Below are 22,520 nucleotides of genomic sequence, written 5' to 3' on the forward strand. Positions count from 1 at the left end.
CGACGCGGAAATCGCGCGCTGTCGCCGCGCCCCGCAGTGCCCGCTTCCCCCGAGAACAATTATCAGTGCAGGTAGAAAGCTTGCCGATTTTCGAAAAAGCCGGCTATGGTTGACCCCTGCGGCCTAAACGTAGTAGATGGGCCCTTTCTGTGGTGCGGCACCAAGCCGGTCATTTTGGGATGGGACTATTTTGACTACTCATTGGCTGCTCTGGCAATCGGGCTGCAAAAGTAGTCAAAAAAGCTCCGTCCCAAATTAGCTACCTTGCTCTGGCGGGCGGGAGCAGGTAAGATATACCGAGCGCCTAGCGCGTTCGATGGGTTCGGATGACGACATGTTCCGAATCTGGTCAGGTCCGGAAGGAAGCAGCCATAAGGAGCCTCTGTCGGGCATCCGAATCCATCGAGCGCACGGGCGCTTTTTGGTGCCGCGACATGGCCCGGCCGACGGCGAGGTATTTGGTGTCTCGCTGGTCCTCGGCTTCGCCTGCGGGATCGCTCGACTACCAAACACCTCGCCGCCGGCCGGGCCCCGTCGTCCAAAAATCACCCGTAAAGGCGCGTTTATCTAATTTAATCTATCCCTTGCGGAATGCGGCTTGCTGGCGTTGTCTGGGCATTGATGGCTACGTGGTTCAAGAGGCGGCGGTGCTGTTGCTTGAATTTTTGCAGTTAAAGAGGCCCGTTTCCTTAGGTGGGGAAACGGACCTCTTTTTGTCTCTGGGCTTGTGAATTGGCGGAGACAATAACCGTTGGCAGCTATTTTGAGTTCCTGATGCGGCGTGTGGCTGTGGCGGTTATTCCGAGTCCCATGGCGGCGATTCCTGCGAGTGCTATTGCGCTCGGTGCTGTGTCGCCCGTGTTCGCGAGCTTGCCGGCGGTCGTATTTGCTTGCTTGCCGCTGCTCGAGTTCGCCTGCTTGGTGGAGCTTGGTAGGGCGTCTTTGCCGGTTGCAGGTGAGGCAACGGGCGGTGTCGCCTCGGCGGGTTGCGTTGAGCCGGAGGGAGGCACTGTCTCGGTCGGTTTCGTTATCTCGGGCGAGGTGGCCTTGTCTGCCGCGGCCTTTGCCTCTTCGTATGCCTTGCAGGCGTCGTCATAGGCCGCTTGCGCCTTTTCCAAATCGCCGAGGAGCGCATTTCGCTTGGCTATGTCCTCGTCGATGTGGGCTTTAGCTTTCTCCGCCTCACTTTCGAAATACTGAACCTGTTTTTCCTGGCTTTCGAGCCGGCGTTGGTAGCGGTGAAGATCATCTTCACAAGATTCTTCTCGCCTTTGTGCCGTCATGATCTCCATGCGCAACTGCTTAATATGCTCCTTAAATACTGTGCTGGGCTCCTCGCCGCCGAGTGCTTCAAGTGCCTTATCTAATTCTGCCTGAAGGCCGCTTGTCCGGTTGTGGGCCTCATCGTATTTGGCTTGGGCTGCATCGACGTTCGCTTGCATGGCGGGAAGGGGTTCCCTCCGTTTGGCGGCTTCCGCCACCACCATGTCGTAGAGTTCTTGAAATGCGGCAATGTCATCATTGATTTCCGCAAGTTTCTCGGGACTTGCGGCGTCTTTTGCGGCCTCGAGGTTTTTGAGCGCTTCCTGCATGGCTGCATACGCTTTGTCTTTTGCGGCGGCCGCATCTTCTGTCTGCGGGGCGCCCGAATTGCCGCTGGTGGCGCTCGTCTGCGAAACGGCCGCACCGGTGGGGGAACTGGTTTCTGCCGCGATCGCCGTTGCGGGGGCGATTCCCGCGACAAGTGCCGCGGAAAGGGCGATGCCCACAGTTGCTCGTCTTGCTCTTCTTGCGAGAATGTCGTTCATCTCGGCACCTCATTTCAAGGGTCGGCGACTAACTTGGTAGCACTAATGTAAATATACCATGCTAGTTGACCCGACACTGGCTGGGTGTGCGCGTATACCCCTCTGAAAACTGAATCCCGTTAGAAATGACGAGTTGTTTACGCTTCTTTTGGGGTGGCGGTACTATCATGGTTCGAATTGAATGTGGATGATGATAGGGAGCGCCTATACATGATTGAGTTGCTCAGGCGTTTTGGTGGTAAGTTTCGCCGGTATATGGTGATTGGCCCTGCGTGTAAGCTGATCGAAGTGATTTTTGATCTGCTGACGCCGCTGGTGATTGCCCAGATGATCGATAAGGGTATTGGCGCACACGATGTCAACGCCGTTATCCACTACGGCATGGTACTTGGCGCCATGGCTGTGATCGGCATCTCGTTTACGCTTGTCTGCCAAAAGATGGCGGCGCTGACCTCGCAGGGCATGGGCACCGACATTCGCGGCGCGCTCTACGAGCACATCAACAAACTGAGCTATGCCGAACTCGACCGCTTTGGCACGCCGTCGCTTATCACCCGCATCACCAACGACGTCAACCAGGTGCAGCTTGCCGTGGCGCTGGGCGTGCGCATGCTCATCCGCTGGCCCTTCTTGGCGGTGGGCTCTATGTGCGCGGCCCTTGCCATCGACCTTAAGCTCGGCATCATCTTTTTGATCTGCACGCCCGCTATCGGCCTGGTGTTTTGGTTTGTCATGGCGCGCTGTGTCCCGTACTACAGGCAGCTGCAGGCAAAGCTCGACCGCATTGCGCTTATCTGCCGCGAGGGCCTTTCGGGCGCCCGCGTGGTCCGCGCCTTTGTTCGCGAGGACCACGAACGCGAGCGCTTTGCCCAAGCCGCCGATGACCAGGCCAATACTGCCATCGCGGTGGGCAAGCTCTCGTCGATCCTTAACCCCGTCACGTTTCTTGTGATGAACCTGGGCGTGTGCGCCATCCTGTGGGTGGGCGGCATACAGGTCAACGTGGGCGAGCTTACGCAGGGCCAGGTCATGGCGTTCGTCAACTACATGACGCAGACCCTCACCTCCATCGTGTACGTCGCCAATCTGGTCGTGGTCTTCACCAAGGCGAGCGCCAGTGCGTCACGTATCAACGAGGTGCTCAATTGCGTGCCGAGCATCACCGACGAGGGCAACCAGCCGGTCGCGCTGCCCAAGCCGGGCAATGTCGCTCCCGTTCCTGCGCTGAGCTTGAGCCATGCGAGCTTCTCGTTTGGCGCCGGCGCGGCCAATGCTGTCAACGATGTGACGCTGGAACTCCCGCTGGGCAAAACGCTCGGCATTATCGGCGGTACAGGCAGCGGTAAGTCCACGCTTGTCTCGCTTATCCCGCGCCTGTACGACGTGAGCGCCGGCAGCGTGTGCGTGATGGGCGCCGACGTGCGCGCTTGGCCACTCGACCAGCTGCGCCATGCGGTCGCGACCGTTCCGCAACGTGCGTCGCTGGTGAGTGGCACTATCCGCAGCAACCTGACCTGGCGCGACGAGGCTGCGACCGACGAGGATCTCTGGGCGGCGCTCGACATGGCGCAGGCGAGCGAGTTCGTGCGCAACAAGCCGCAGGGGCTCGATACCCCGGTCGAGGCGGGCGGCAAGAACTTTAGCGGTGGCCAGCGCCAGCGCCTGACCATCGCGCGCGCCCTGGTGGGCTCGCCTCAGATATTGATCATGGACGACTCCGCCTCGGCACTTGACTTTAAGACTGATGCGGCGCTTCGCCATGCCATCCACGAGCGCAGCGTGTGTGGCGCTGCTGAGGGCGGGCTGCCGCTGACTACGGTGATCGTAAGCCAGCGCGTTTCGACCGTGCGCGACGCCGACATGATCTGCGTACTCGACCACGGCTCGGTTGCGGGCCTGGGCACGCATGACGAGCTGTATGCAAGCTGCCAGCTCTACCGCGAGATTTGCCAGTCGCAGCTGCGACGCGAGGAGCTCGAGGGCCAGCAGGGGAGCACGACGCCCACGCCCACCCCAAGACCCGCGTCCGCCCCAGGCGCCGTGTGCGCCCCCGCATCCGTCTGCGCAAAGGAGGGCTGCTAAATGAATCCGTACACTTCCTCCGGTTCGGTCGCCACGATGACGGCCAACGTGTCCGGCAACGATAACCTCAACGACCTGGGCGACGGTCCGCGCCAGCCCGGCGATCCCGAGCGCTATCCCGTGGGTGCGGTGACCCGCCGCTTGCTGGGCTATGTCCGCCCGCACCGTGTCTCGTTTGCGGCGTCGTTTGCGAGTGCCGCCATCTCGGTGATCCTGCAGCTCTACACACCTATCCTCGTCGGCGAGGGCATCGACCTTATCGTTGCCGCCGGACAGGTGGACTTCGATGCGCTGCTGCCGCTTGTTACTAGGCTCGCGATTGTCGTGGTGGGTGCCGCGGCCTTCCAGTGGCTACAGGGCTACTGCGTCAACCGCCTGTCCTACGAGACGGTGCGCGATATGCGCGTGGAGGCGAGCGATAAGCTCAGCCGCATGCCGCTCAGCTTTATCGACAGCCATGCCCACGGCGACCTTATGAGCCGCGTGGTCAACGACGTCGACCAGGTGGGCGACGGTCTGCTGCAGGGCTTCACGCAGCTCTTCACCGGTGTTATCACCATCGTTGGCACGCTCGCGTTTATGCTTTCCATCAACCTGACCATGACGCTTGTGGTGGTACTCGTCACGCCGCTTTCCATTTTTGCAGCCGGTGCCATCGCCAAGCTTTCCAATAAGAGCTTCACTGCTCAACAGCGCATCCAGGGCCAACTCGGCGGTCATATCGAGGAGTACGTAGGCGAGCAGAAGCTTGTCGACGCCTTTGCCTATGGCTCGAACGCTCAGCAACGCTTCGATGCCCTCAATGCCGAGCTCTACACCGCGGGCGAGCGCGCGCAGTTTATGGGTTCGCTCTCCAACCCCGGCACGCGCTTTATCAACAACATCATCTATGCCGTGGTCGCCGTGATCGGCTGCGTGGGCGTGATCACGGGCGTGCCTGCGGCGCTTACGGTGGGCGGCGTTCAAATCTTTCTGTCTTATGCCAACCAATACACCAAGCCGTTCAACGAGGTCACCAACGTCATTACGCAGATCCAGACCGCGTACGCCTCGGCGCGCCGCATGTTTGCGCTGCTCGATGCGCGCGAGCAGGAGCCCGACGCGGTGGATGCCGTGGAACTTGCCGTCCCGCAGGGCGAGGTGACCTTTGAGCATGTGGACTTTAGCTACGTGCCCGACCGCAAACTGCTGCAGGATATCTGCATCGAGGCTAAGCCCGGCATGCGCTTTGCCCTGGTCGGCCCCACGGGCTGCGGCAAGACGACGCTCATCAACCTGCTGCTGCGCTTTTACGATATCGATGCCGGACGCATCATGGTCGATGGCAGGTCTTCGCGTGACTACACGCGCGCAAGCCTTCGCCGTGCCTTTGGCATGGTGCTGCAGGACACTTGGCTGTTCGAGGGCACGGTGGCGGAAAACATCGCCTACGGCTGTCCCGACGCCACACGCGAGCAGGTTATCGAGGCTGCCAAGCGCGCGCATGCGCACAAGTTTATCGTGCAGCTGCCAGGCGGCTACGATACGGTCATCGGCGAGGACGGCGGCACGTTTAGCCAGGGTCAAAAGCAGCTGCTGTGCATCGTGCGCGTCATGCTCACCGACCCGGCGATTCTGCTGCTGGACGAGGCGACCTCGAGTATCGATACGCGCACCGAGCTGCAGGTGCAGGCGGCATTCGACGAGCTTATGGCCGGCCGCACAAGCTTTGTGGTGGCGCACCGCCTGTCGACGATCCGCAACGCCGACTGCATTCTGGTGATGCGCGACGGCCAGATTATCGAGCGCGGCACGCACGACGAGCTGCTAGCGGCAGGCGGCTTCTACGCCGAACTCTACCGCAGCCAGTTTGCCCAGTGAGCAAGCCCGTGGGGCAAATTAATCAATCGACAGACGGTGGTTTACATCTGTCACGTAAGTACTAAGATATTCATCTAATAAATTGCATTAGTGGCTTTAGTTTTGGGGGAAACGAGGCAACGTGACTATGACGTGCTCTTTGGTGGTTAACAGCAAGAGCGGTAATACCAGGATGGTTTCGGGCGCGATCAAGCGCGCTCTGCAGGCTGCGGGTGTTGATTTTGTCCATGCCGCGGCGTTGAGCGACGATGCGGATGCAGATCAGGTTGCGCTCGAGGCGCAGGGCGCCTGCGCGGCCGACACGGTGCTCGTCGGTTTTTGGTGCGACAAGGGCGCGTGCACGCCTTCGGTCGCGGCGTTGCTCTCCGCTTTGCACGGCAAGCGCGTCTTCCTGTTTGGCACCTGCGGCTTTGGGGCCGACCAGAGCTATTACCAGCAGATTATCGACCGCGTAACTTCCAATTTGGCCGATGATGCCGAGCTGGTGGGCTGGGCAATGTGCCAGGGCAAGATGGGCCCTGCGGTCAAGCAGCGCTACGAGGCCATGCTCGAGCAAGATCCCGACAACGCCCGCGCTAAGTTGCTGCTCGACAACTGGGTTGCCGCAAAGGACCATCCCACCAAGGAAGATCTGGATAACATGGCCGCAGCCGCCAAAAAGGCCGTTTTGGGCGAGTAGCTTCGCCGTTCGCGGTCCTTCGTGCAAAACAATACAAATGTGAAAGCCTCGAAGTTCTCGAGGCTTTTTTCTTGACACTTGTGGGCACAACCGCTGCAAGCGTTTGGGGCGACATTTTCCATCACCCCGATGACGAGGCTGTTCTGGACAACACGCTCGCATGCGTTCGCTGGATGTATTCAAAGTGGGACGGGCTTTCCGGATGGGCGGGCTTCCGGAAAATGCGCCCCAGAATTTGCCTTTGGAATGGGATGCAGTTTCCGGTTGAGGGCTCTGGTGGAAAATGCGACCCGGAATCAACCCTTGAAGTGGGACGCGCTTTCCCAACGGAGCCACAAGCGGAAACTGCATCCCATTCCAGACAAGAATTCCGGGACACACTTTCCGCAAACAAAGAAGGCCACATAACGTGGCCTTCGACTTATATATGTTCAGCAGATGCCCCCATGACAAGCCGCGATTCAACACCGAGGCGTCTGCCCGGCGACGCGGAACGTAAGGTTCATCGCGAGTTCCGCACGAGCCGGAGAGCACTTAATGTGCTCTCCGTGCGAGCAGGACTGTCCGAGCAGGGAATCTTATGTTCCGCGTCGCCGGGCAGACGAACCAGGTCGATAGACCCGCTACTTGATCTTGGTCGTACCCGGCGCCAGGTTGGGGTCGGTCTCGTTGGCCTCGGTCTGGAAGTGCTCGGTATACACGTTCTTGCCGTCGCGGAACATCTCGTAGTACTGCATCTTGGCGTAATCCTCGCGCGCCTTGGTGGCGGCTGCGGCAGCGGCGTCGTCACCGGTGACGTTGGAGGAGAGCGCCCAGCGCAGGCTGGCGTCCTCGTAGCCGACGGAGTTGATGGCGGGCAGCGACTTGCGCAGCGTCATGTGCGCTTTCTGGTAGTCGGTCAGCGGTGCGCCGATCAGCTGCATAAGCTGCGTGGACAGGTAGTTGGTGGATAGGTCGTCGACCTCGCTCGTCTGGTCGCAACCGGCAACGTCGTAGTTGGCCCAAATGATGTAGTCGGTCTGCCACAGGCGCTCCTGATGCGTGGCGTCGTCCTCGCCGGTAAACCACTTGTCATTGAACTTGGACGGGAAGAACGGCTGGTGGTCGCCCCAGAACACCACGACCACCTTGCGGTCGAGCTTGCTCAAGGCGTTGAGGAAGTAGCGCAGCGCCTGGTCGGACTGCTCAATGCACGAGACATACTCGTCGACATCGGACAGTGTGCCGTCCTCGACGGTCTTAGCGTCCAGGTCGGTCGCGTCGATGTTCAGGTGCATCTGCTTGTCGACCGGCAGCAGGCCCGTGTCGTAGCCCGAGTGGTTCTGCATGGTCACGTCGAAGATAAACTGCGGATCGGCGTTCTGGTCGAGCAGCTCAAGAATCTTGTCGTAGGTAGCCTGGTCGGTCACCATGCCGCGCAGGGTGTCGGCTCCCTGGAAATCGTTGATGGACAGGAACTGGTCAAAGCCAAAGTCCTTGTAGACGTTCTCGCGGTTCCAGTTGGTCGCGTGGTTGGGGTGCATGGCCGTGGTGGAATAGCCGAGCGATTTGAACTGCTCTGCCAAGTTCCCGGTCGTTTCCATGTTGTAGATGGTGTAGGGGTACACGCCCGATCCCAGGTTGGCCATGGAGTTGCCGGTCATAAACTCAAACTCGGTATTGGCGGTGCCGCCGCCGTAGGCGCTCACGTAGAGCTTGCCGCGGCTGAGGCAGTTGGACAGGCTCTTAAAGTACTGCGGGCCCTCGTAGCCGGCGCGCATGTTCTGGTAGATGGATAGGTCCGAGAACGTCTCGTTCATGATGGCGATGACCGTGGGCTTCTCGCTGTCGAATTGCTCTTTTGCGGCGGCGCGCTCGTCGCTCTTGGCCGCGTCGGACTTGTCGTAGGCCTTGGCGTACTTTTTGAGCGTGGCCTTGGCGTCATCGACGGAGTAGTCGGCGGGTTTGGGCGGCTTGATGGACTGCGCTGCACTAATAAAGGCGGGCAGGTAGCCCTCGCGCCAGTAGCTCTCGAGCGGACGCCAGGTGTAGACGGTGATGCCGAGAGTGTTGTAGTAGTCGATGAGCGTAACATGCGCGGTCACACCGCCCAGGCACAGCACGGCCACGAGCAGGTTGGTGAGCAGCATGCGCTTGGCGTTGGCGGCGCCCTTCTGACGGTGCGGTGCCACCAGGCCAGCGTACTCGCACAGCAGCATGGCGATGGCGGTAAAGCCCATGGACAGCACACAGAACAGCGAGATGGAGAAGGTGTAGCCGGTGCCGGCGACCGCGGCGGCGGTGGAGATGGCCGAAAGGTCGCCCGGCTGGATGGGCATGGACTTAAACGTGATGACGAAGAACTCGGCAATGCCCAGGACAAAGAGGGCAAAGGCCAAGACCGCGGGGGCTGCGCCGTGGCGCTGGAACAGGAAGAACAGGCCGACCATGAGCGTGGTGATGATGGCCCACTCGAGCAGGATGCACAGGGGGTAGACCCAGGTAAAGTCGTGGTTGGACGAGACCTCCATGCCCAGCAGCGCAAAGACGCCGGCGAGCAGCAGGCACAGGACGGCGGCGACGAGCGGTTTACCCACAAAGGCTCCGCGCAGGCGGGCGAGCTTGCCGGTGGGGGCGGGGGCGTCGGGCCCGGCGAACGCAAAGACGCGCGGGGCGATGCGGTCGCGGGCGATGCTGGCCCAAGCGCAGCCGGTGAGGATGGCGTTGGTCAGGATGAGCATCACGAAGGCGAGCGGCTCGTTCTGCGCGACGAGGCCAATAGCGCCCCAGACGGTCAAAAAGAGCTGGAACAGGCCAAAGGCGACGCTCCAGGCGAAGGCGCCCTTGGCAACGGTGCCCGACTGAGCGCGAATGGCCTTGGCCTCGCGCAAGACAAGGTAGACGGTCGCCGCAAGACCGACGAGCGAGATGGCGGCAGCGAACATGCTGAGACTCCTCACAAACTAAAACGTACGAAAGCGGGGGTTTACCCGATTGTTACCAAGATATGCGCTGCAATTGGTGTCTGCGCACAACAACCAGCCATATTAACGCGCACGTGTGACGGTGTGGCGCAATGTAGTGGCGACCTGCGCGATAATGGACGGGAATTACACGGAAACGTAAAGGCTTCTTAAAGAATTGGCGAGGATGAGGCGATGAACGAACGGGCTTGTATGACGAGTGCGGGTGACGTGGACGCTGGCATGGACGCGGGCGGCTATCCGGTCGAGACGACGGGCAATGCGGTGCTGGACACGTTGGAGCACCGTTCCTCCACGCGTGCCTTCGCGCGTGATGACGACGACCGTCCCGTGGCGGTGACCGACGAGCAGCGGGCGGCAATTTTGCATGCGGCGAGTCGCGCGCCGTCGGCGGGCGCCATGATGATGTATTCCATCGTGAGCATTCGCGAGCAGGCTACGCTGGATCGTCTGGCCGACCTGTGCGACCACCAGCCCATGATCGCCAAGGCGCCCTGGGCACTTATATTTGTGGTCGACTATGCCAAGTGGATCGATCTGTTTGAGCACGTGGGCTGCTTTGAGCCCGAGTTTGTCGAGCGCACGGGCAAGGCGCCCCGCCGTGCACCGGGTTTGGGTGACTTTGCCATCGCGGCCCAGGACGCCGTGATCGCTGCGCAAAACGCCGTGGTCGCCGCCGAGGCCCTGGGCCTGGGGAGCTGCTACATCGGTGATATCGTCGAGAATGCCGAGGAAGTGGCCGAGCTGCTCGATCTGCCTCCGTATACCATGCCGCTGTCGATGCTCATCATCGGCACGCCCCGTAAGGAGCGTCCGGCCATTGCGCATCCCGTGGTGAACCTGGTGCACGAGGAGCGCTACTGCCGCGCCGATGCTGCGACTATGGACGCGCAGGTAGCCGAGATGGACGCGATGTTCCGTCCGCATGCCCGCGTGGTGGGGGAGCGCGTCGTGGACATCTATACCCGCAAGCACACGAGTCCCTTTATGGCCGAGATGAGCCGCTCCATGGAGTGGTGGTTCAAAAATTGGCTCGGAAAATGACGGATGCGACAAAGAGACAGTCCCTTTGTCACATTCCATATCGCCGAGGTGGCTTAAAGGCCGTATAAATGTTTATCTAGCTGGGAAAACAGTGCCATTCAAACATGGGCCGATTACCTATAATTCCTTCGAACATTAAAGTTGGGAGGAAACCGGCTTATGGAACAAAAGGCCAAGGAGGCAGCTTCGCGCGCTGCGATTCCTGTGAGCATCTCGGCGATGCTCGTCACGCTGGGCGTGGTGTACGGCGATATCGGCACCAGCCCTATGTATGTAACCAAGGCGCTCGTTGCCGGCAACGGCGGCATCGGAAGCGTCACGGAGGAGTTCGTGCTCGGCGCGCTCTCCCTTGTCGTGTGGACGGTCACGTTGCTGACCACCATCAAGTATGTGCTCATCTCGCTGCGCGCCGATAACCATGGCGAGGGCGGTATCTTTGCCCTGTACAGTCTGGTCAAGCGCTGTGGCAAGTGGCTTATCATCCCCGCCATGCTAGGTGGCGCCGCGCTGCTCGCCGACGGCATCCTCACGCCGGCCGTTACCGTTACCACGGCCATCGAGGGCCTGCGCACCATCCCGGCGGTCCATGCCGTGCTGGGCGATGACCAAGGCCGCGTCGTCGCCATTACGCTCGCCATCATCATCGTGCTCTTCTTGGTACAGCGCATCGGTACGGCCAAGATCGGTCACGCCTTTGGCCCCATCATGACGCTGTGGTTCCTGTTCCTGGGCGGCACGGGTCTGTTCTTTGTCTTCCAGCACCCCGCCGTGCTGCTGTGCCTCAACCCGGTGCGCGGCATCGCCTTTTTGCTGAGCCCCAACAACCACGCGGGCATCATGATTCTGGGCAGCTGCTTCCTCGCCACCACCGGTGCCGAGGCGCTCTACTCCGACATGGGCCACGTCGGCCGCGGCAACATCTACGCTACCTGGCCGTTCGTTAAGTGCTGCCTGCTGCTTTCCTATATGGGCCAGGGCGCTTGGCTTATGAACAACGCTGCCAACCCCGAGCTCATGGGCATTGCCGACCTCAACCCGTTCTACCAGATGCTCGCCCCGGGCCTGCGCCCGTTTGCCGTCGGCCTTTCCACCGTCGCGGCCATCATTGCCTCGCAGGCGCTCATCACCGGCGCATTCTCGCTGGTGTCCGAGGCCAGCCGTCTGGACCTCATGCCGCACATGCAGGTCTTCTACCCTGCCGAGACCAAGGGCCAGCTCTACATCCCCATGGTCAACAACGTCATGCTTGTCGGCTGCGTCATCGTGGTGCTGCTGTTCCAGAACTCGGCGCATATGGAAGCCGCCTACGGCCTTGCCATTACGCTGACTATGATGTGCACCACGCTGCTGCTCTTCTTCTACCTGCACGAGGAGCGCAAGCTCAAGGTTGCTCCGTGGATCTTCGCGGCCTTCTTCCTTTTGCTCGAAGGCTTCTTCTTCGTGAGCTCACTTACCAAGTTCTTCCACGGCGGCTACTTCACCATCCTCATGGCCGCGCTCATCATGGGCATCATGGTGTGCTGGTACAACGGTACGGCTGTTGAGCAGCGCCAGTTTACGCTTCTGCCGCTGCGCAGCTACCTGCCGCAGCTCAAGCGCCTGCGCGACGACGACCGTTACGAGCGCATGAGCGACAACGTCGTGTACCTGACCAAGGACACCCATACCGACTACATCGACCGCGATATCGTCTATTCGATCTTGGACAAGCATCCCAAGCGCGCCCGCGCCTGGTGGTTTGTGAATGTCGAGACCATGGACGAACCGCACACCTTTGCCTATTCGGTCGAGACGTTCGGCACCGATTACGTGTTCCGCGTGCATCTGTACCTGGGCTACAAGATCAACCAGCGCGTCAATGCCTACCTGCGTCAGGTTGTTCAGGACCTGGCTGCCACTGGCGAGCTGCCGCCGCAGACGCATGACTACTCGGTCTACAAGGACCCGGGTAACATCGGCACGTTCAAGTTCGTCCTGATCCGTAAGCTTTTGGCGCCCGAAAGCGACGTGGAGCCGAGCGAGCGTACGGCCATCACGCTCAAGTACATCATCCGCCGTGCCGCCGGCACGCCCGCGCGTTGGTACGGCCTGGAGAACTCCAACGTGAGCTTTGAGTACGTGCCGCTGTTCACCAAGTTCAAGGCCGTGAACAAGATGCAGCGCCTGGCTCCCAACGAGCGGCCGTAGTCGCCGACAGGCTGCATGGAGTTGGTTTTCGATGGACAAGATTGAGGCCGGGGAGGCAAACATGGATGCAAAGGCGCTCGATGGCCGCGAGGCGGTGGTCGAAATGGTGCGTGAGGCGCGTGTCGACGCCGCCGAAGATCGGTTCCTTACGAACCGTGCCAACATGGATATGGCCGATCGCGTAATTTCGATCGTGGCACTGGTATTTGGAGCGGTGTGCGTGTGTGCCCTGCTCGCGCACGTGCTGTTTGTCTAGCGACCGCCGGTTGCAAAGGCTATACACTTGGAACCACCACAAGGGAAACCACCACAAAGGTGCCTGTCCCCTTTGTGGTGGTTTTTGTTTTTGAGAGAGGGGCGGGGCGCTGATGGACGTCCGTACGGACGGCGATATTGCCGATAACTTTTGGTGGCGGCGCACAACGCTGACGCGCCGCACTCCTCTGTATGACGCTTGCGTATCGGTGGGGCTGTTGGTCGCGGCGACGATTGTGGGTGCGCTGCTCGACCATCCGGGTCTCGCGCCGAGCATCATGATCGTCTATGTGTTCGCCGTTCAGCTGTGCGCATTCTTTACCTGGAGTCGCCTGTATTGCTTGCTGAGCTCGGCTGCCGCCGTGGCGCTCTACAACTTCTTGTTTGTCGACCCGCGCTATTCGCTGTCGCTTATCGACCGCGGCTATCCCGGCATGTTCTTCATCATGTTCGTGGTCTCGCTTGTGTCGAGCTCGATTGCGTTGGCCCTGCGCCGCGCCTTGGCACAGGCTGCCGCCAGCGACCGCCGCACGCATATGGTGCTCGAGACCAACCGCATGCTGCAGCGGTGCGCCGATCAGCATCAGATCGTTCACGCCATGGCCACGCAGCTGGCGCGTCTTTCGGGCTGCCCGGTCGTGTGGTACAGCGCCGACGCCGAGGGCGATGACCTGCTGCCGCGTGCGACATACACGGCCGTGGGCGATGCCGCGCCGGTGCACGAACTGGCGCCGCAGATGCCGCCGCGGCTCTCGGCGTCCGCCTATGTGGGAACGCCGCTCGATGCCACCTATGGTGGCTCGGCGTTCTACGGTATATACCTGACGGTTCGCACGGGCGACGGCTTCGTCCGCTCGGGCGACCCCGCCTCGGTGGTGGGCGTGCTGGCTATCGTTGCCGAGCCCGACGTGCTGACGCACGAGGAGCGGACGCTTGCCGATGCCATCGTGAGCGAAGGCGAGCTGGCGCTCGACCGCGCCCGCGCCATGGAGGCCCGCGAGGAAGCGGCGGTGCTCGCCAAAAACGAACAGCTGCGCGCCAACCTGCTGCGCTCCATCTCGCACGACCTGCGCACACCGCTTACCAGTATTTCGGGTAATGCCGACGTGCTGCTCGACCAGGGCTCGACCGGCACTGCAGTGCTCGATGCCCAGACGCGCCGCGGCCTGCTTCTATCCATTCGCTCGGATGCGCTGTGGCTCAACGCCACCGTCGAGAATCTGCTCGCCATCACCAAGCTCGAGGGTGGCGGTATGCGCCTGTCGATCACGCTCGAGCTCATGGACGATATCGTCGAGGAGGCGCTGCGCCACGTGAACCCTGCCGTGCGCGAGCACGACCTTAAGGTGGTGGCGTGCGATGAGCCGGCGCTCGTCAACGTCGATGCGCGCCTGATGGTGCAGCTGGTGGTCAATCTGGTGAACAACGCCATCACCTATACGCCCGCGGGCTCGCATATCATGATTTCGATTAGCGTCGACGATGGACGCGTGGCGTGCTCGGTGGCCGATGATGGTCCGGGCATCGCACCCGAGGACCGCGAGCGGATCTTTGAGTCGTTCTACACCGCCAACCACGGTCTGGCTGACAGTCACCGCAGCGTGGGCCTGGGTCTTTCGCTCTGCCGCTCCATTGCGCTGGCGCATGGCGGTAGCATAGAGGTTGCCGCGGCGGACCCGCACGGCTCGGTCTTTACGATTGAGCTTCCTGCCGCCGACGTTTCGTTTGATAAGGAGTAGCGCCGTGCCGAACTCTGCCGTAAAACCGCTCATCTTGGTCGTTGAGGACGACCCTGCCGTTCGCAATCTTATTGTTGCTGCGCTCGAGGCGCACGGCTTGCGCCATATGGCCGTGGAGACCGCCCATGCCGCCATCGCCGCCGCCTCGTCGCAGACGCCGAGCATTGTGCTGCTCGATCTGGGCCTGCCCGATATGGACGGCGTCAAGGTGGTGGAGTCGGTGCGCGCATGGTCGGGCATGCCGATTATCGTGGTCTCGGCGCGCAGCGAGGATGCGGACAAAATCCGCGCGCTCGATGCCGGTGCTGACGACTATCTGACCAAGCCGTTTTCGGTCGAGGAGCTGCTCGCGCGTATTCGCACGACGCTCAGGCGCCTTTCGTATGCGCAAACGGGCGGTGTTGCCTCCGAGGGCTCGTTCGATACCGGTGAGCTGCATATCGATTTTGATGCCGGCATCGCCACGATGGATGGCGAGGAACTGCATCTGACGCCGATCGAGTATAAGCTCCTGTGCCTGCTGGCACACAACGCCGACAAAGTGCTGACGCACCAGTTTATCCTGCACGAGATTTGGGGCACGGCAACTAAGAGCGACCTGGCGAGCCTGCGTGTCTTTATGGGCACGCTGCGCAAGAAGATCGAGTCCGATCCCGCGCATCCGCGCTATATTCAAACGCATGTGGGTATCGGTTACCGATTGGTCACCCAAGGCTAGATCGCCGGCCACCATCCCACTATGAGTTGCGGTGAAATACGGTCTATATTTGCCTAATTCCAGGCAAAACAGTCCGTATTCCACCGCAACTTTGTTATTTGCCTTTGGGCTTGCTGGCGTAGAACTTCTTCTTTTTAGGCTTGCCGTTGCCGGCCTGCGCGTGCGCGGGCACTGCCGCGCGAGGCTTACGGGCCTCGGGGTTGCGCAGCTCCTCGACACGCTCGGCAATCTCCTCGGCGCTAAAGCCGACCTCGGCCATGGCGTCCTCAATGGGCAGGCGGCGCACGATATAGCAGTGGTGCACCTTCTGGTTACGTGCGAAGTCCTCGGGAATGGTCTGCGCCGTAATGTCCTCCAGCACGACGCCCGCGCGCGCGAGCTTGCGCGTTTCGGGGCGGAAGCCGCGCAGGTTGCAGCTGAAGATGGCATGGCCGCCCTGCGCGAGCAGGCGAGATACGCCGGCCAAAAGCTCAACATGGTCGCGCTGGACATCCCAGGTACGGCGGCCCATCTTTGACGAGTTCGAGAACGTGGGCGGGTCGACAAAGATCAGGTCCCAGCGGTTGCGCGTCTGGCGCTGGTCGCGAATCCAGGCAAGCACGTCGTCGCGCACAAAATGATGCTGCGGCCCCACAAAGCCGTTCTGGCGCATGTTGCGCTCGGCCCAGTCCAGATAGGTGTTGGAGAGGTCGACCGTCACGGTCTCCTCGACGCCGCCATCGGCCGCGTAGCAGGTGGCAGTGCCGGTGTAGGCGAACAGGTTGAGGAAGCGGCGCGCCTGTTTGGCGTGCTCGCGCACTAGGTTGCGGGTGACGCGGTGATCCAGGAAGATGCCCACATCCAGATAGTCGTCAAAGTTGACGGCAAAGGTGAGGCCGCCCTCTTCGATGAGCGGCAGACGACGGCGTGCGATATTGGCACGCTCGCCCGATGCGCCCTTGCCGGCGCCCTGCTTGCCGTACTGCGAGCCGCCGCGCGAACGCATGCGGGCCTTGGCGTGCACATGCTCGGCCGGAACATCCAGGATGCGCGGCGCGATGGCCAAGATGTCGAGCATACGGGCCTGGGCCAGTGCGGGGTCGATGGTCTTGGGCGCGGCGTATTCGGCGATGACGAGCCAGCGGCCCGGCGTCTGCGGGCAACCCTCGTACAGGTCGATGGCAGCGGAGTAGTCGGGCAGGTCGGCATCGTAGACGCGGTAGCAGCTCACGCCCTCGCGCTTTGCCCACTTTCGACGCAGACGGGCGTTCTTGCGCAGGCGGTTGGCGAACTGCTCGGACTCCGGGATGAGCACGGGCAGCGGCTTGCCGTCACCCAGGTCGAGCGTGGCGGTAGGTTCGGGCATGAGGGTGTCGGCGGCTTCGCCTTGGGCATCTGCGGTCTGCTCCTCGGCATCTGCGCTGGTCGCAGCTTCGAATGCCGCGGCGGCGTGGTCGAGCGAGGGCCAAACCTCAAGAGCCGCCTCCTCGTTATTGGGCATGACGGCGATCGAGCGCTCGGGCTCGGCGTGGAGCGCGCGGGCCAGCAAGCCGTCGCGGGTGAGAGCGGCGACCGGCGCCGAAGCGAGCTCGGGGGCGCGGCGCAGCTCGCCGATGAGCGTCATGGCATCGTGCATGAGCGAAAGCGGGGTCTCGGTCGTGTCCGCGACCAGGGCGGCACCGGCGACGGCGCCCGCATGGTCCAGCACGGTGGCGGGCTTGGCGGCACAAAAGTCGACAAAACGCTTGTAGCCGGCGCACTTGACCATGCGCTCGGCAGTCTTGCGGGCGGCGGGGTCGATGTCTACGGCCACGATGCGCGCCTGGCGCTCGCGCGCTGCCGCCTCGCGCTCGCGCGCCTCGGCAAGCAGCTGTTCCCACAGGACAGCGTCGTGCAGCTGCCAGCCCTCAAAGCCCCAGCGCTCGCGTGCGGCGCCCGGGGCGCGGTCGGTCAGAATGTTCACGGCCTCCAGCAGCAGACCGCCGCCGGCGCACGAGGCATCGATCAGCGTGGGAAGGGCTTCGTTTTCGTAATCGTCGGCCGTCAGCTCGCGCTCGCATAGTGCGGTCCAGCCGACCTGCGCCAGCACCAGGGCGGCGTAGTCGGGGCGCAACACGTGTGCGCCCTCGCCGGCACGAGTCGCAGCGGGCGGCAGACGCTTGAACAGCGGGTCGCCCGAAAGGTCCAGGCTGATGCTCGCGCGACGCTGACGCAGCGAAAGCAGTAGGTGAACATCGGGGTCGGCGGCATCGACGTCGGCACGACGTCCCGTGGTCTCGGCCAGGCGGTCGCACAGCGCGTCTTTGGCGCGCAGGGCCGAGAAGCGCGTGTTGCGCAGCTGCTCGGTCACGCCGCGGGCGGTGATGGCGATGGTGGCGCCGGGGCGGACGATGCTCTCCCAGGCGATGTCGTAAACGCTATCGTACAGTTCATCGGCATCCTGCGCCTCAAAGCGCCCGAGTACCACGAACACACGGCTCGCCAGGCGCGACCACAGACAGGCGCGGTAGCCTTCTTCGAGCTCGCCCTCAAATGTAGCGCGGCCCTTCAGCCGGCGAACATGCGAAAGCCCGAGGCGTTTAAGCTCATCGGCGAGTGCGGACTCAAAGCCCTCGGGGCAGCTTGCGTAAAATTCCATGGGTGACCTCTCTGGTTGCGTCGCTCCATTATATGATAGATGCTTCGTTTGCCCTTATCCTCGAAAGGAACCCATATGATTGATGCGTGTCCCGAACCCGCTGTGCTCTTTTTTGACGTGGACGGCACGCTGACGTCGTTCGATCCCGACAACATGACCGACAAGGACTTTTCGGCGGTTCGCCCCTCGCAGGCGGTCGTCGAGGCGTTTCATCGCCTGCGCAATGCGGGTCACCAGGCATTTATCTGCACGGGTCGTCCCTTGTGGCTGATCGCCGATGGCCTGCGCGCGCTCGACCCCGCGGGCGTCGTTGCCATGGCGGGAGCGACGCTCGAGGTCGAGGGCCGCGTGGTGCATGAGGACTGCTTTGACGAGCACGTTATCGAGGAGCTTGCACGCCGTATGGCCGCGGCAGGGATTGAGGCCTTTTTCGAGACCAACGTGGCTACTTTTGCCTTGGAACCTGCGGGTGTTGAGCAGTCGTCTCTGATCGGCACTTCTGTGGTGCACAGCGCCGAGGAGATGCGCGTCGACGGCAGTCTGCGCGTGGGCAAGGTATGCCTCAATGTGCCCAGTTTGGCTCGCGTAGCCAATGATGACGGCTTTATCGATCGCGAGTTTGAGCTGTGCAACACCGGTGGCCAGAATCGCGAGCTGAGCCCCAAGGGCATCAACAAGGGCGTGGGCGTGGCGCGAGCGCTGACGTATCTGGGCCGCGAGGGAAATGCGCGCACCTTTGGCTTTGGCGATTCGGGCAACGACCTGGGCATGCTCGCCGCCGTCGAGACGGCCGTGGCCATGGGTAATGCCATGCCCGAGGTCAAGGCGGTCGCCGACTACGTGACCGACGATGTCGCACACGACGGTACCGTCACAGCGATGCAGCATTTCGGCCTCATCTAATGAATCCCGCGTTCTGACGTTTGCTCAAACTGCGACTCTTTGCTTTTGCATGCTCAATCGATTTATCAATCCAAACACTGAGGTGTTTATACCGTTCGCCGAGAAGATAAAAAACCGCAGCTCACGCCTTGATAAACGTAGGTAAAGTGTTTAGCAGTTTAACGCCCGTGTGCAAGCGAAAGGAATCAGGCAGATGGCAATCAAGGTGTTCGCTGACGGTGCAAACCTCGAGGGCATGCTCGACATGTACGAGAACGGCAACGTTCAGGGTTTCACGACCAACCCGTCCCTTATGAAGAAGGGCGGCGTGACGGATTACCGCGCGTTTGCCAAGGAGGTCCTGGCCCACATCACCGATGTGTCCGTCTCGTTTGAGGTCTTTGCCGACGACGTCGAGACCATGGAGGTCGAGGCCCGCGAGATCGCTACCTGGGCCGAGAACGTCTACGTCAAGATTCCGTGCGTGACCACCAAGGGCGAGTCCACCGCCGAGCTGGTCCGCAAGCTTTCCGCCGACGGCATCAAGGTCAACGTCACTACTATCTTTACGCCTACGCAGGTCGATGAGATGGTCGAGGCCGTTGACACCGAGACGCCGTCCATCATCTCGCTCTTTGCCGGCCGCATCGCCGATACCGGCGTCGACCCCATTCCGTTTATGACGGAGTCGGTCAAGAAGGCCGCCGCAAAGCCCAACTGCGAGGTCCTGTGGGCGTCCACGCGCGAGCTCATTAACATTTACCAGGCAGAAGCCTGCGGTTGCCAGATCATCACGGTGCCCAACAGCATCCTGGCCAAGCGCAAGAACATCGGTCGCGACCCGTACGAGGTCTCGCTCGACACCGTCCGCGGCTTTGCCAAGGATATCGCCGCTTTGGGCTTCCATATTCTGCCGTAACGCGAACACTGGCTACGCCGCGGGCTGCTCGCCCCGGCCTTTCCTTTCCCCATCGCTCACGCGCTTCGCGAGGGTCGCGCTAGGCAAAGGAAAGGCCGGGGCTGCCGACACGAGCTTGCCAGCAAGTTGGCGCTTGGCTTCCATATCCTGCCGTGGGCAAAGGTACCCCCGCCTGCGCCGTGCAAAATTGAGAGTATTCAGCAAGGTAAAGGCTTTACCAGCTAGATAAAGCACGGAACGGCCCCCGTTTTGGCTCTGACGACGCTAAAACGGGGGCTGTTTTTTGCTTTTTCGTCTCTGAGGGGCATCCGGAACGGTGGAATTTGCAGAATACTCGCGATTTTGCACATCGCTACAGGGGGTACCTTTGCTTTGGCGGTTTACTTGCCCTGCACCATGGTGAGCGAGATCTTCTTGCGGTCGCGATCGACCTTTTCGACCCACACCTTGACCGTGTCACCGACGCGCACGACGTCGCTGGGGTGCTTGACAAAGCGGTTGGCCAGCTTAGAGATATGTACGAGGCCGTCCTGGTGCACTCCCACGTCGACGAAGGCGCCAAAGTCGACGACGTTGCGCACCGTGCCCTTGAGCTCCATGCCGGGCTCCAGGTCGTCGATGGAAAGCGCCGAGCGGCTAAAGACCACCTCGGGCGCGTCATCGCGCGGGTCGCGGCCGGGCTTCTTGAGCTCGTTGACAATGTCGATGAGCGTGAGGGTGCCGCAGTTCAGATCGCTAGCCAGCGTTGAGATGCTGCCCAGACGGCGCTCGATGTCGGGCACGCCGCCGCGGCTGAGCTCGCTGGCTTTAACGCCGGCGCGTTCCAGGACGGACGTGGCCACCTCGTAGCTCTCGGGGTGGACGCTTGTCGCGTCGAGTGGGTTCCTGCCGCCGCTAATGCGCAAAAAGCCCGCGGCGTTGAGATATGCCTTGGGTCCCAGCTTGGGGACCTTCTTAAGCTGGCGGCGATCGGTAAAGGCGCCGTTTTCCTCGCGGTAGGCCACGATGTTTTTGGCCACGCTCGGCGTGATGCCCGATACGTATCCCAGCAGACTTGCGCTCGCGGTGTTTACGTCGACGCCCACGCGGTTGACGACGTCCTCCACCACGTGGCCCAGGGTGCGTGAGAGCTCGGCCTGGTCAAGGTCGTGCTGGTACTGGCCCACGCCGATGGACTGAGGCGGAATCTTAACGAGCTCTGCCAACGGATCCTGCAGGCGGCGGCCCAGGCTCATGGCGCCACGCACGGTGACGTCCAGGTCGGGGTATTCCTGACTGGCGAGCTCGGAGGCGGAGTACACCGACGCGCCGGCCTCATTGACGATGGTGTAGCGAAGGCTGGGCGCCTGCTCGGCAATGAACTCCGAGACGACTTCCTCGGTCTCGCGGCTGGCGGTGCCGTTGCCGATGACGATGGTGTTGACGCCATCCTTCTTGACGAGGCGGGCGAGCTCGCGCTTGGTGCCGGCGACGTCGTGGCGCGGCTTGGTGGGGTAGACCACGCCGTGGTCGAGCAGCTTGCCGGTTTCGTCCATGACGGCGACCTTGCAACCGGTGCGGTAGCCCGGATCGAGTGCGAGCACGCGGGCGCCGCGCACGGGGCGCGCCGAGAGCAGGCCCTCGAGATTCTTGGCAAAGACATTGATGGCCTCGGTCTGAGCGCGAACGGTGAGTTTGGCGCGGGCCTCGCGCTCCAGCGAGGGAGCCATGAGGCGCTTGTAGCCGTCGGCGATAGCGGCGTCAAAGACGGGCGCGAAGACGCCCTGGCGACGTGGCCAGCGGCTGCCGAGGCGCGCCGTGGCGGCAGCGCCGTCGACGTTCACGCGCACGCGGAGCTTGCCTTCGCGCTCACCGCGGTCGATAGCCAGCACGCGGTGGTTGGGTATACGGCGCAGTGGCTCATCATAGCTGTAGTACGGCTCGTAGGGAGTCTTTTCGGCGGGGTCGGTGGCCTCGACGACGATGTCGGCGGTGTTTTGCGTAAAGGCGCGCAGGTCGGCGACGTTCTCGGGGTCCTCGGCTACCGTCTCGGCCACGATGTCGGCGGCGCCGGCGAGCGCCTTCTCGGGCGTGTCGAAGCCGGCCTCCTCGTTGACGTATGCCGCGGCGGCGTCGAGTGCGCTGCCCTTGGCCGAGGCCTGCATGATGACCATGTTGGCGAGCGGCTCCAGGCCGGCCTCGCGGGCCTTCTGCGCGCGAGTCATGCGCTTTTTGCGGTAGGGCTTGTAGAGGTCCTCGACACGCTGGAGCTGCGTGGCCTCGCGAATCTGCTGCTCGAGTTCGGGCGTGAGTTTGCCCTGGGCGTCGATGAGCAGGATGACGTCCTCTTTACGCTGCTCAAGATTGCGCAGGTAGGACAGGCGCTCGTCGAGCGCGCGCAGGGCGACGTCGTCCATGACGCCCGTGGCTTCCTTGCGGTAGCGCGAGATAAAGGGAATGGTGTTGCCCTCGTCGATGAGCTTAACGGTCGCCTCGATGTTGGCGGCCTTAAGGTTGAGCTCGTGGGCAAGCTGGGCGATAAGATTCATGGGACTCCTTGCGTTTAAGGTGCGTTTGCAGCACAGGGCTACCAAGGATACCACCCGTCCCAAAAGGCTGTTTTGGGCCCGCGCCACGAAAATGGCCTATCTACTACGTTTTACCCGTAGGGGCTGACCATACCTAAGTTTTCCGAAAATCGGCAAGCCGTTTACCTGCACTGATAATTGTTCTCGGGGGAAGCGGGCACTGCGGGGCGCGGCGACAGCGCGCGATTTCCGCGTCGCAG

At 61.9% G+C, this 22,520-nt stretch carries 14 protein-coding genes and 1 other RNA gene; 11 read left to right on the plus strand and 4 right to left on the minus strand.

Going from position 1 to position 22,520, the window contains the following annotated elements; all coding sequences use genetic code 11:
* Positions 1-313: 313 nt before the first annotated feature.
* Positions 314-409: signal recognition particle sRNA small type (ffs, locus tag AB5767_RS09360), an RNA gene on the plus strand.
* 349 nt (positions 410-758) lie between these two features.
* Here ffs and AB5767_RS09365 read toward each other — a convergent pair.
* A complete protein-coding gene (locus AB5767_RS09365) occupies positions 759-1,808 on the minus strand; it encodes an LPXTG cell wall anchor domain-containing protein (RefSeq protein WP_368132246.1) in 1,050 nt (349 codons plus the stop codon).
* A 210-nt stretch (positions 1,809-2,018) separates the two neighbouring features.
* On the opposite strand from AB5767_RS09365, the gene AB5767_RS09370 reads away from it, so the two are divergent.
* From AB5767_RS09370 to bilS, 3 genes are all read left to right on the plus strand, one after another.
* The gene (locus AB5767_RS09370; RefSeq protein ID WP_368132247.1) at positions 2,019-3,890 is read left to right on the plus strand and encodes an ABC transporter ATP-binding protein; all 1,872 of its coding nucleotides are present in this window, start codon (positions 2,019-2,021) and stop codon (positions 3,888-3,890) included.
* Entirely contained in the window at positions 3,891-5,750 is a 1,860-nt protein-coding gene (locus AB5767_RS09375; RefSeq protein ID WP_368132248.1) for an ABC transporter ATP-binding protein, read from the plus strand.
* A 127-nt stretch (positions 5,751-5,877) separates the two neighbouring features.
* A complete protein-coding gene (gene bilS, locus AB5767_RS09380) occupies positions 5,878-6,429 on the plus strand; it encodes a flavodoxin family protein BilS (RefSeq protein ID WP_368132249.1) in 552 nt (183 codons plus the stop codon).
* 623 nt (positions 6,430-7,052) lie between these two features.
* Here the strand turns inward: bilS and AB5767_RS09385 are convergent.
* Positions 7,053-9,353, minus strand: coding sequence for an LTA synthase family protein (locus AB5767_RS09385; RefSeq protein ID WP_117746822.1), 2,301 nt, complete (start codon positions 9,351-9,353; stop codon positions 7,053-7,055).
* A 213-nt stretch (positions 9,354-9,566) separates the two neighbouring features.
* Here AB5767_RS09385 and AB5767_RS09390 point away from each other — a divergent pair, with 213 nt between their 5' ends.
* The 5 genes from AB5767_RS09390 (at position 9,567) to AB5767_RS09410 (ending at position 15,335) form a co-directional block, all read left to right on the plus strand.
* The gene (locus tag AB5767_RS09390) at positions 9,567-10,436 is read left to right on the plus strand and encodes a nitroreductase family protein (protein WP_082421875.1); all 870 of its coding nucleotides are present in this window, start codon (positions 9,567-9,569) and stop codon (positions 10,434-10,436) included.
* Between the two features lie 159 nt (positions 10,437-10,595).
* Positions 10,596-12,623 carry a KUP/HAK/KT family potassium transporter gene (locus AB5767_RS09395; RefSeq protein ID WP_117746823.1) on the plus strand — a complete coding sequence of 676 codons (2,028 nt, stop codon included), beginning with the start codon at positions 10,596-10,598 and terminating at the stop codon, positions 12,621-12,623.
* Between the two features lie 31 nt (positions 12,624-12,654).
* Positions 12,655-12,879 (plus strand): hypothetical protein, encoded by a 225-nt coding sequence (locus AB5767_RS09400; RefSeq protein ID WP_117746824.1) that lies wholly within the window; start codon positions 12,655-12,657, stop codon positions 12,877-12,879.
* Between the two features lie 112 nt (positions 12,880-12,991).
* Positions 12,992-14,617, plus strand: coding sequence for an ATP-binding protein (locus AB5767_RS09405; protein ID WP_368132250.1), 1,626 nt, complete (start codon positions 12,992-12,994; stop codon positions 14,615-14,617).
* A gap of 4 nt (positions 14,618-14,621) precedes the next feature.
* Complete coding sequence (locus tag AB5767_RS09410; RefSeq protein ID WP_055286278.1) at positions 14,622-15,335, plus strand: response regulator; 714 nt, start codon at positions 14,622-14,624, stop codon at positions 15,333-15,335.
* Positions 15,336-15,429: 94 nt separating this feature from the next.
* On the opposite strand, the gene rlmKL is transcribed toward AB5767_RS09410, so the two are convergent.
* Entirely contained in the window at positions 15,430-17,952 is a 2,523-nt protein-coding gene (rlmKL, locus tag AB5767_RS09415; RefSeq protein WP_368132251.1) for a bifunctional 23S rRNA (guanine(2069)-N(7))-methyltransferase RlmK/23S rRNA (guanine(2445)-N(2))-methyltransferase RlmL, read from the minus strand.
* Between the two features lie 75 nt (positions 17,953-18,027).
* Here rlmKL and AB5767_RS09420 point away from each other — a divergent pair, with 75 nt between their 5' ends.
* Together AB5767_RS09420 and AB5767_RS09425 are read left to right on the plus strand one after the other, a co-directional pair.
* Positions 18,028-18,855, plus strand: coding sequence for an HAD-IIB family hydrolase (locus AB5767_RS09420; protein ID WP_055286282.1), 828 nt, complete (start codon positions 18,028-18,030; stop codon positions 18,853-18,855).
* Positions 18,856-19,048: 193 nt separating this feature from the next.
* The gene (locus AB5767_RS09425) at positions 19,049-19,753 is read left to right on the plus strand and encodes a transaldolase (protein WP_055286284.1); all 705 of its coding nucleotides are present in this window, start codon (positions 19,049-19,051) and stop codon (positions 19,751-19,753) included.
* Between the two features lie 380 nt (positions 19,754-20,133).
* Here AB5767_RS09425 and AB5767_RS09430 read toward each other — a convergent pair whose 3' ends face one another.
* A complete protein-coding gene (locus AB5767_RS09430; protein WP_368132252.1) occupies positions 20,134-22,281 on the minus strand; it encodes a Tex family protein in 2,148 nt (715 codons plus the stop codon).
* Positions 22,282-22,520: the final 239 nt, after the last annotated feature.

It is taken from the genome of Collinsella aerofaciens (assembly GCF_040926265.1).
Classification (GTDB): Bacteria; Actinomycetota; Coriobacteriia; order Coriobacteriales; family Coriobacteriaceae; genus Collinsella; species Collinsella aerofaciens_BB.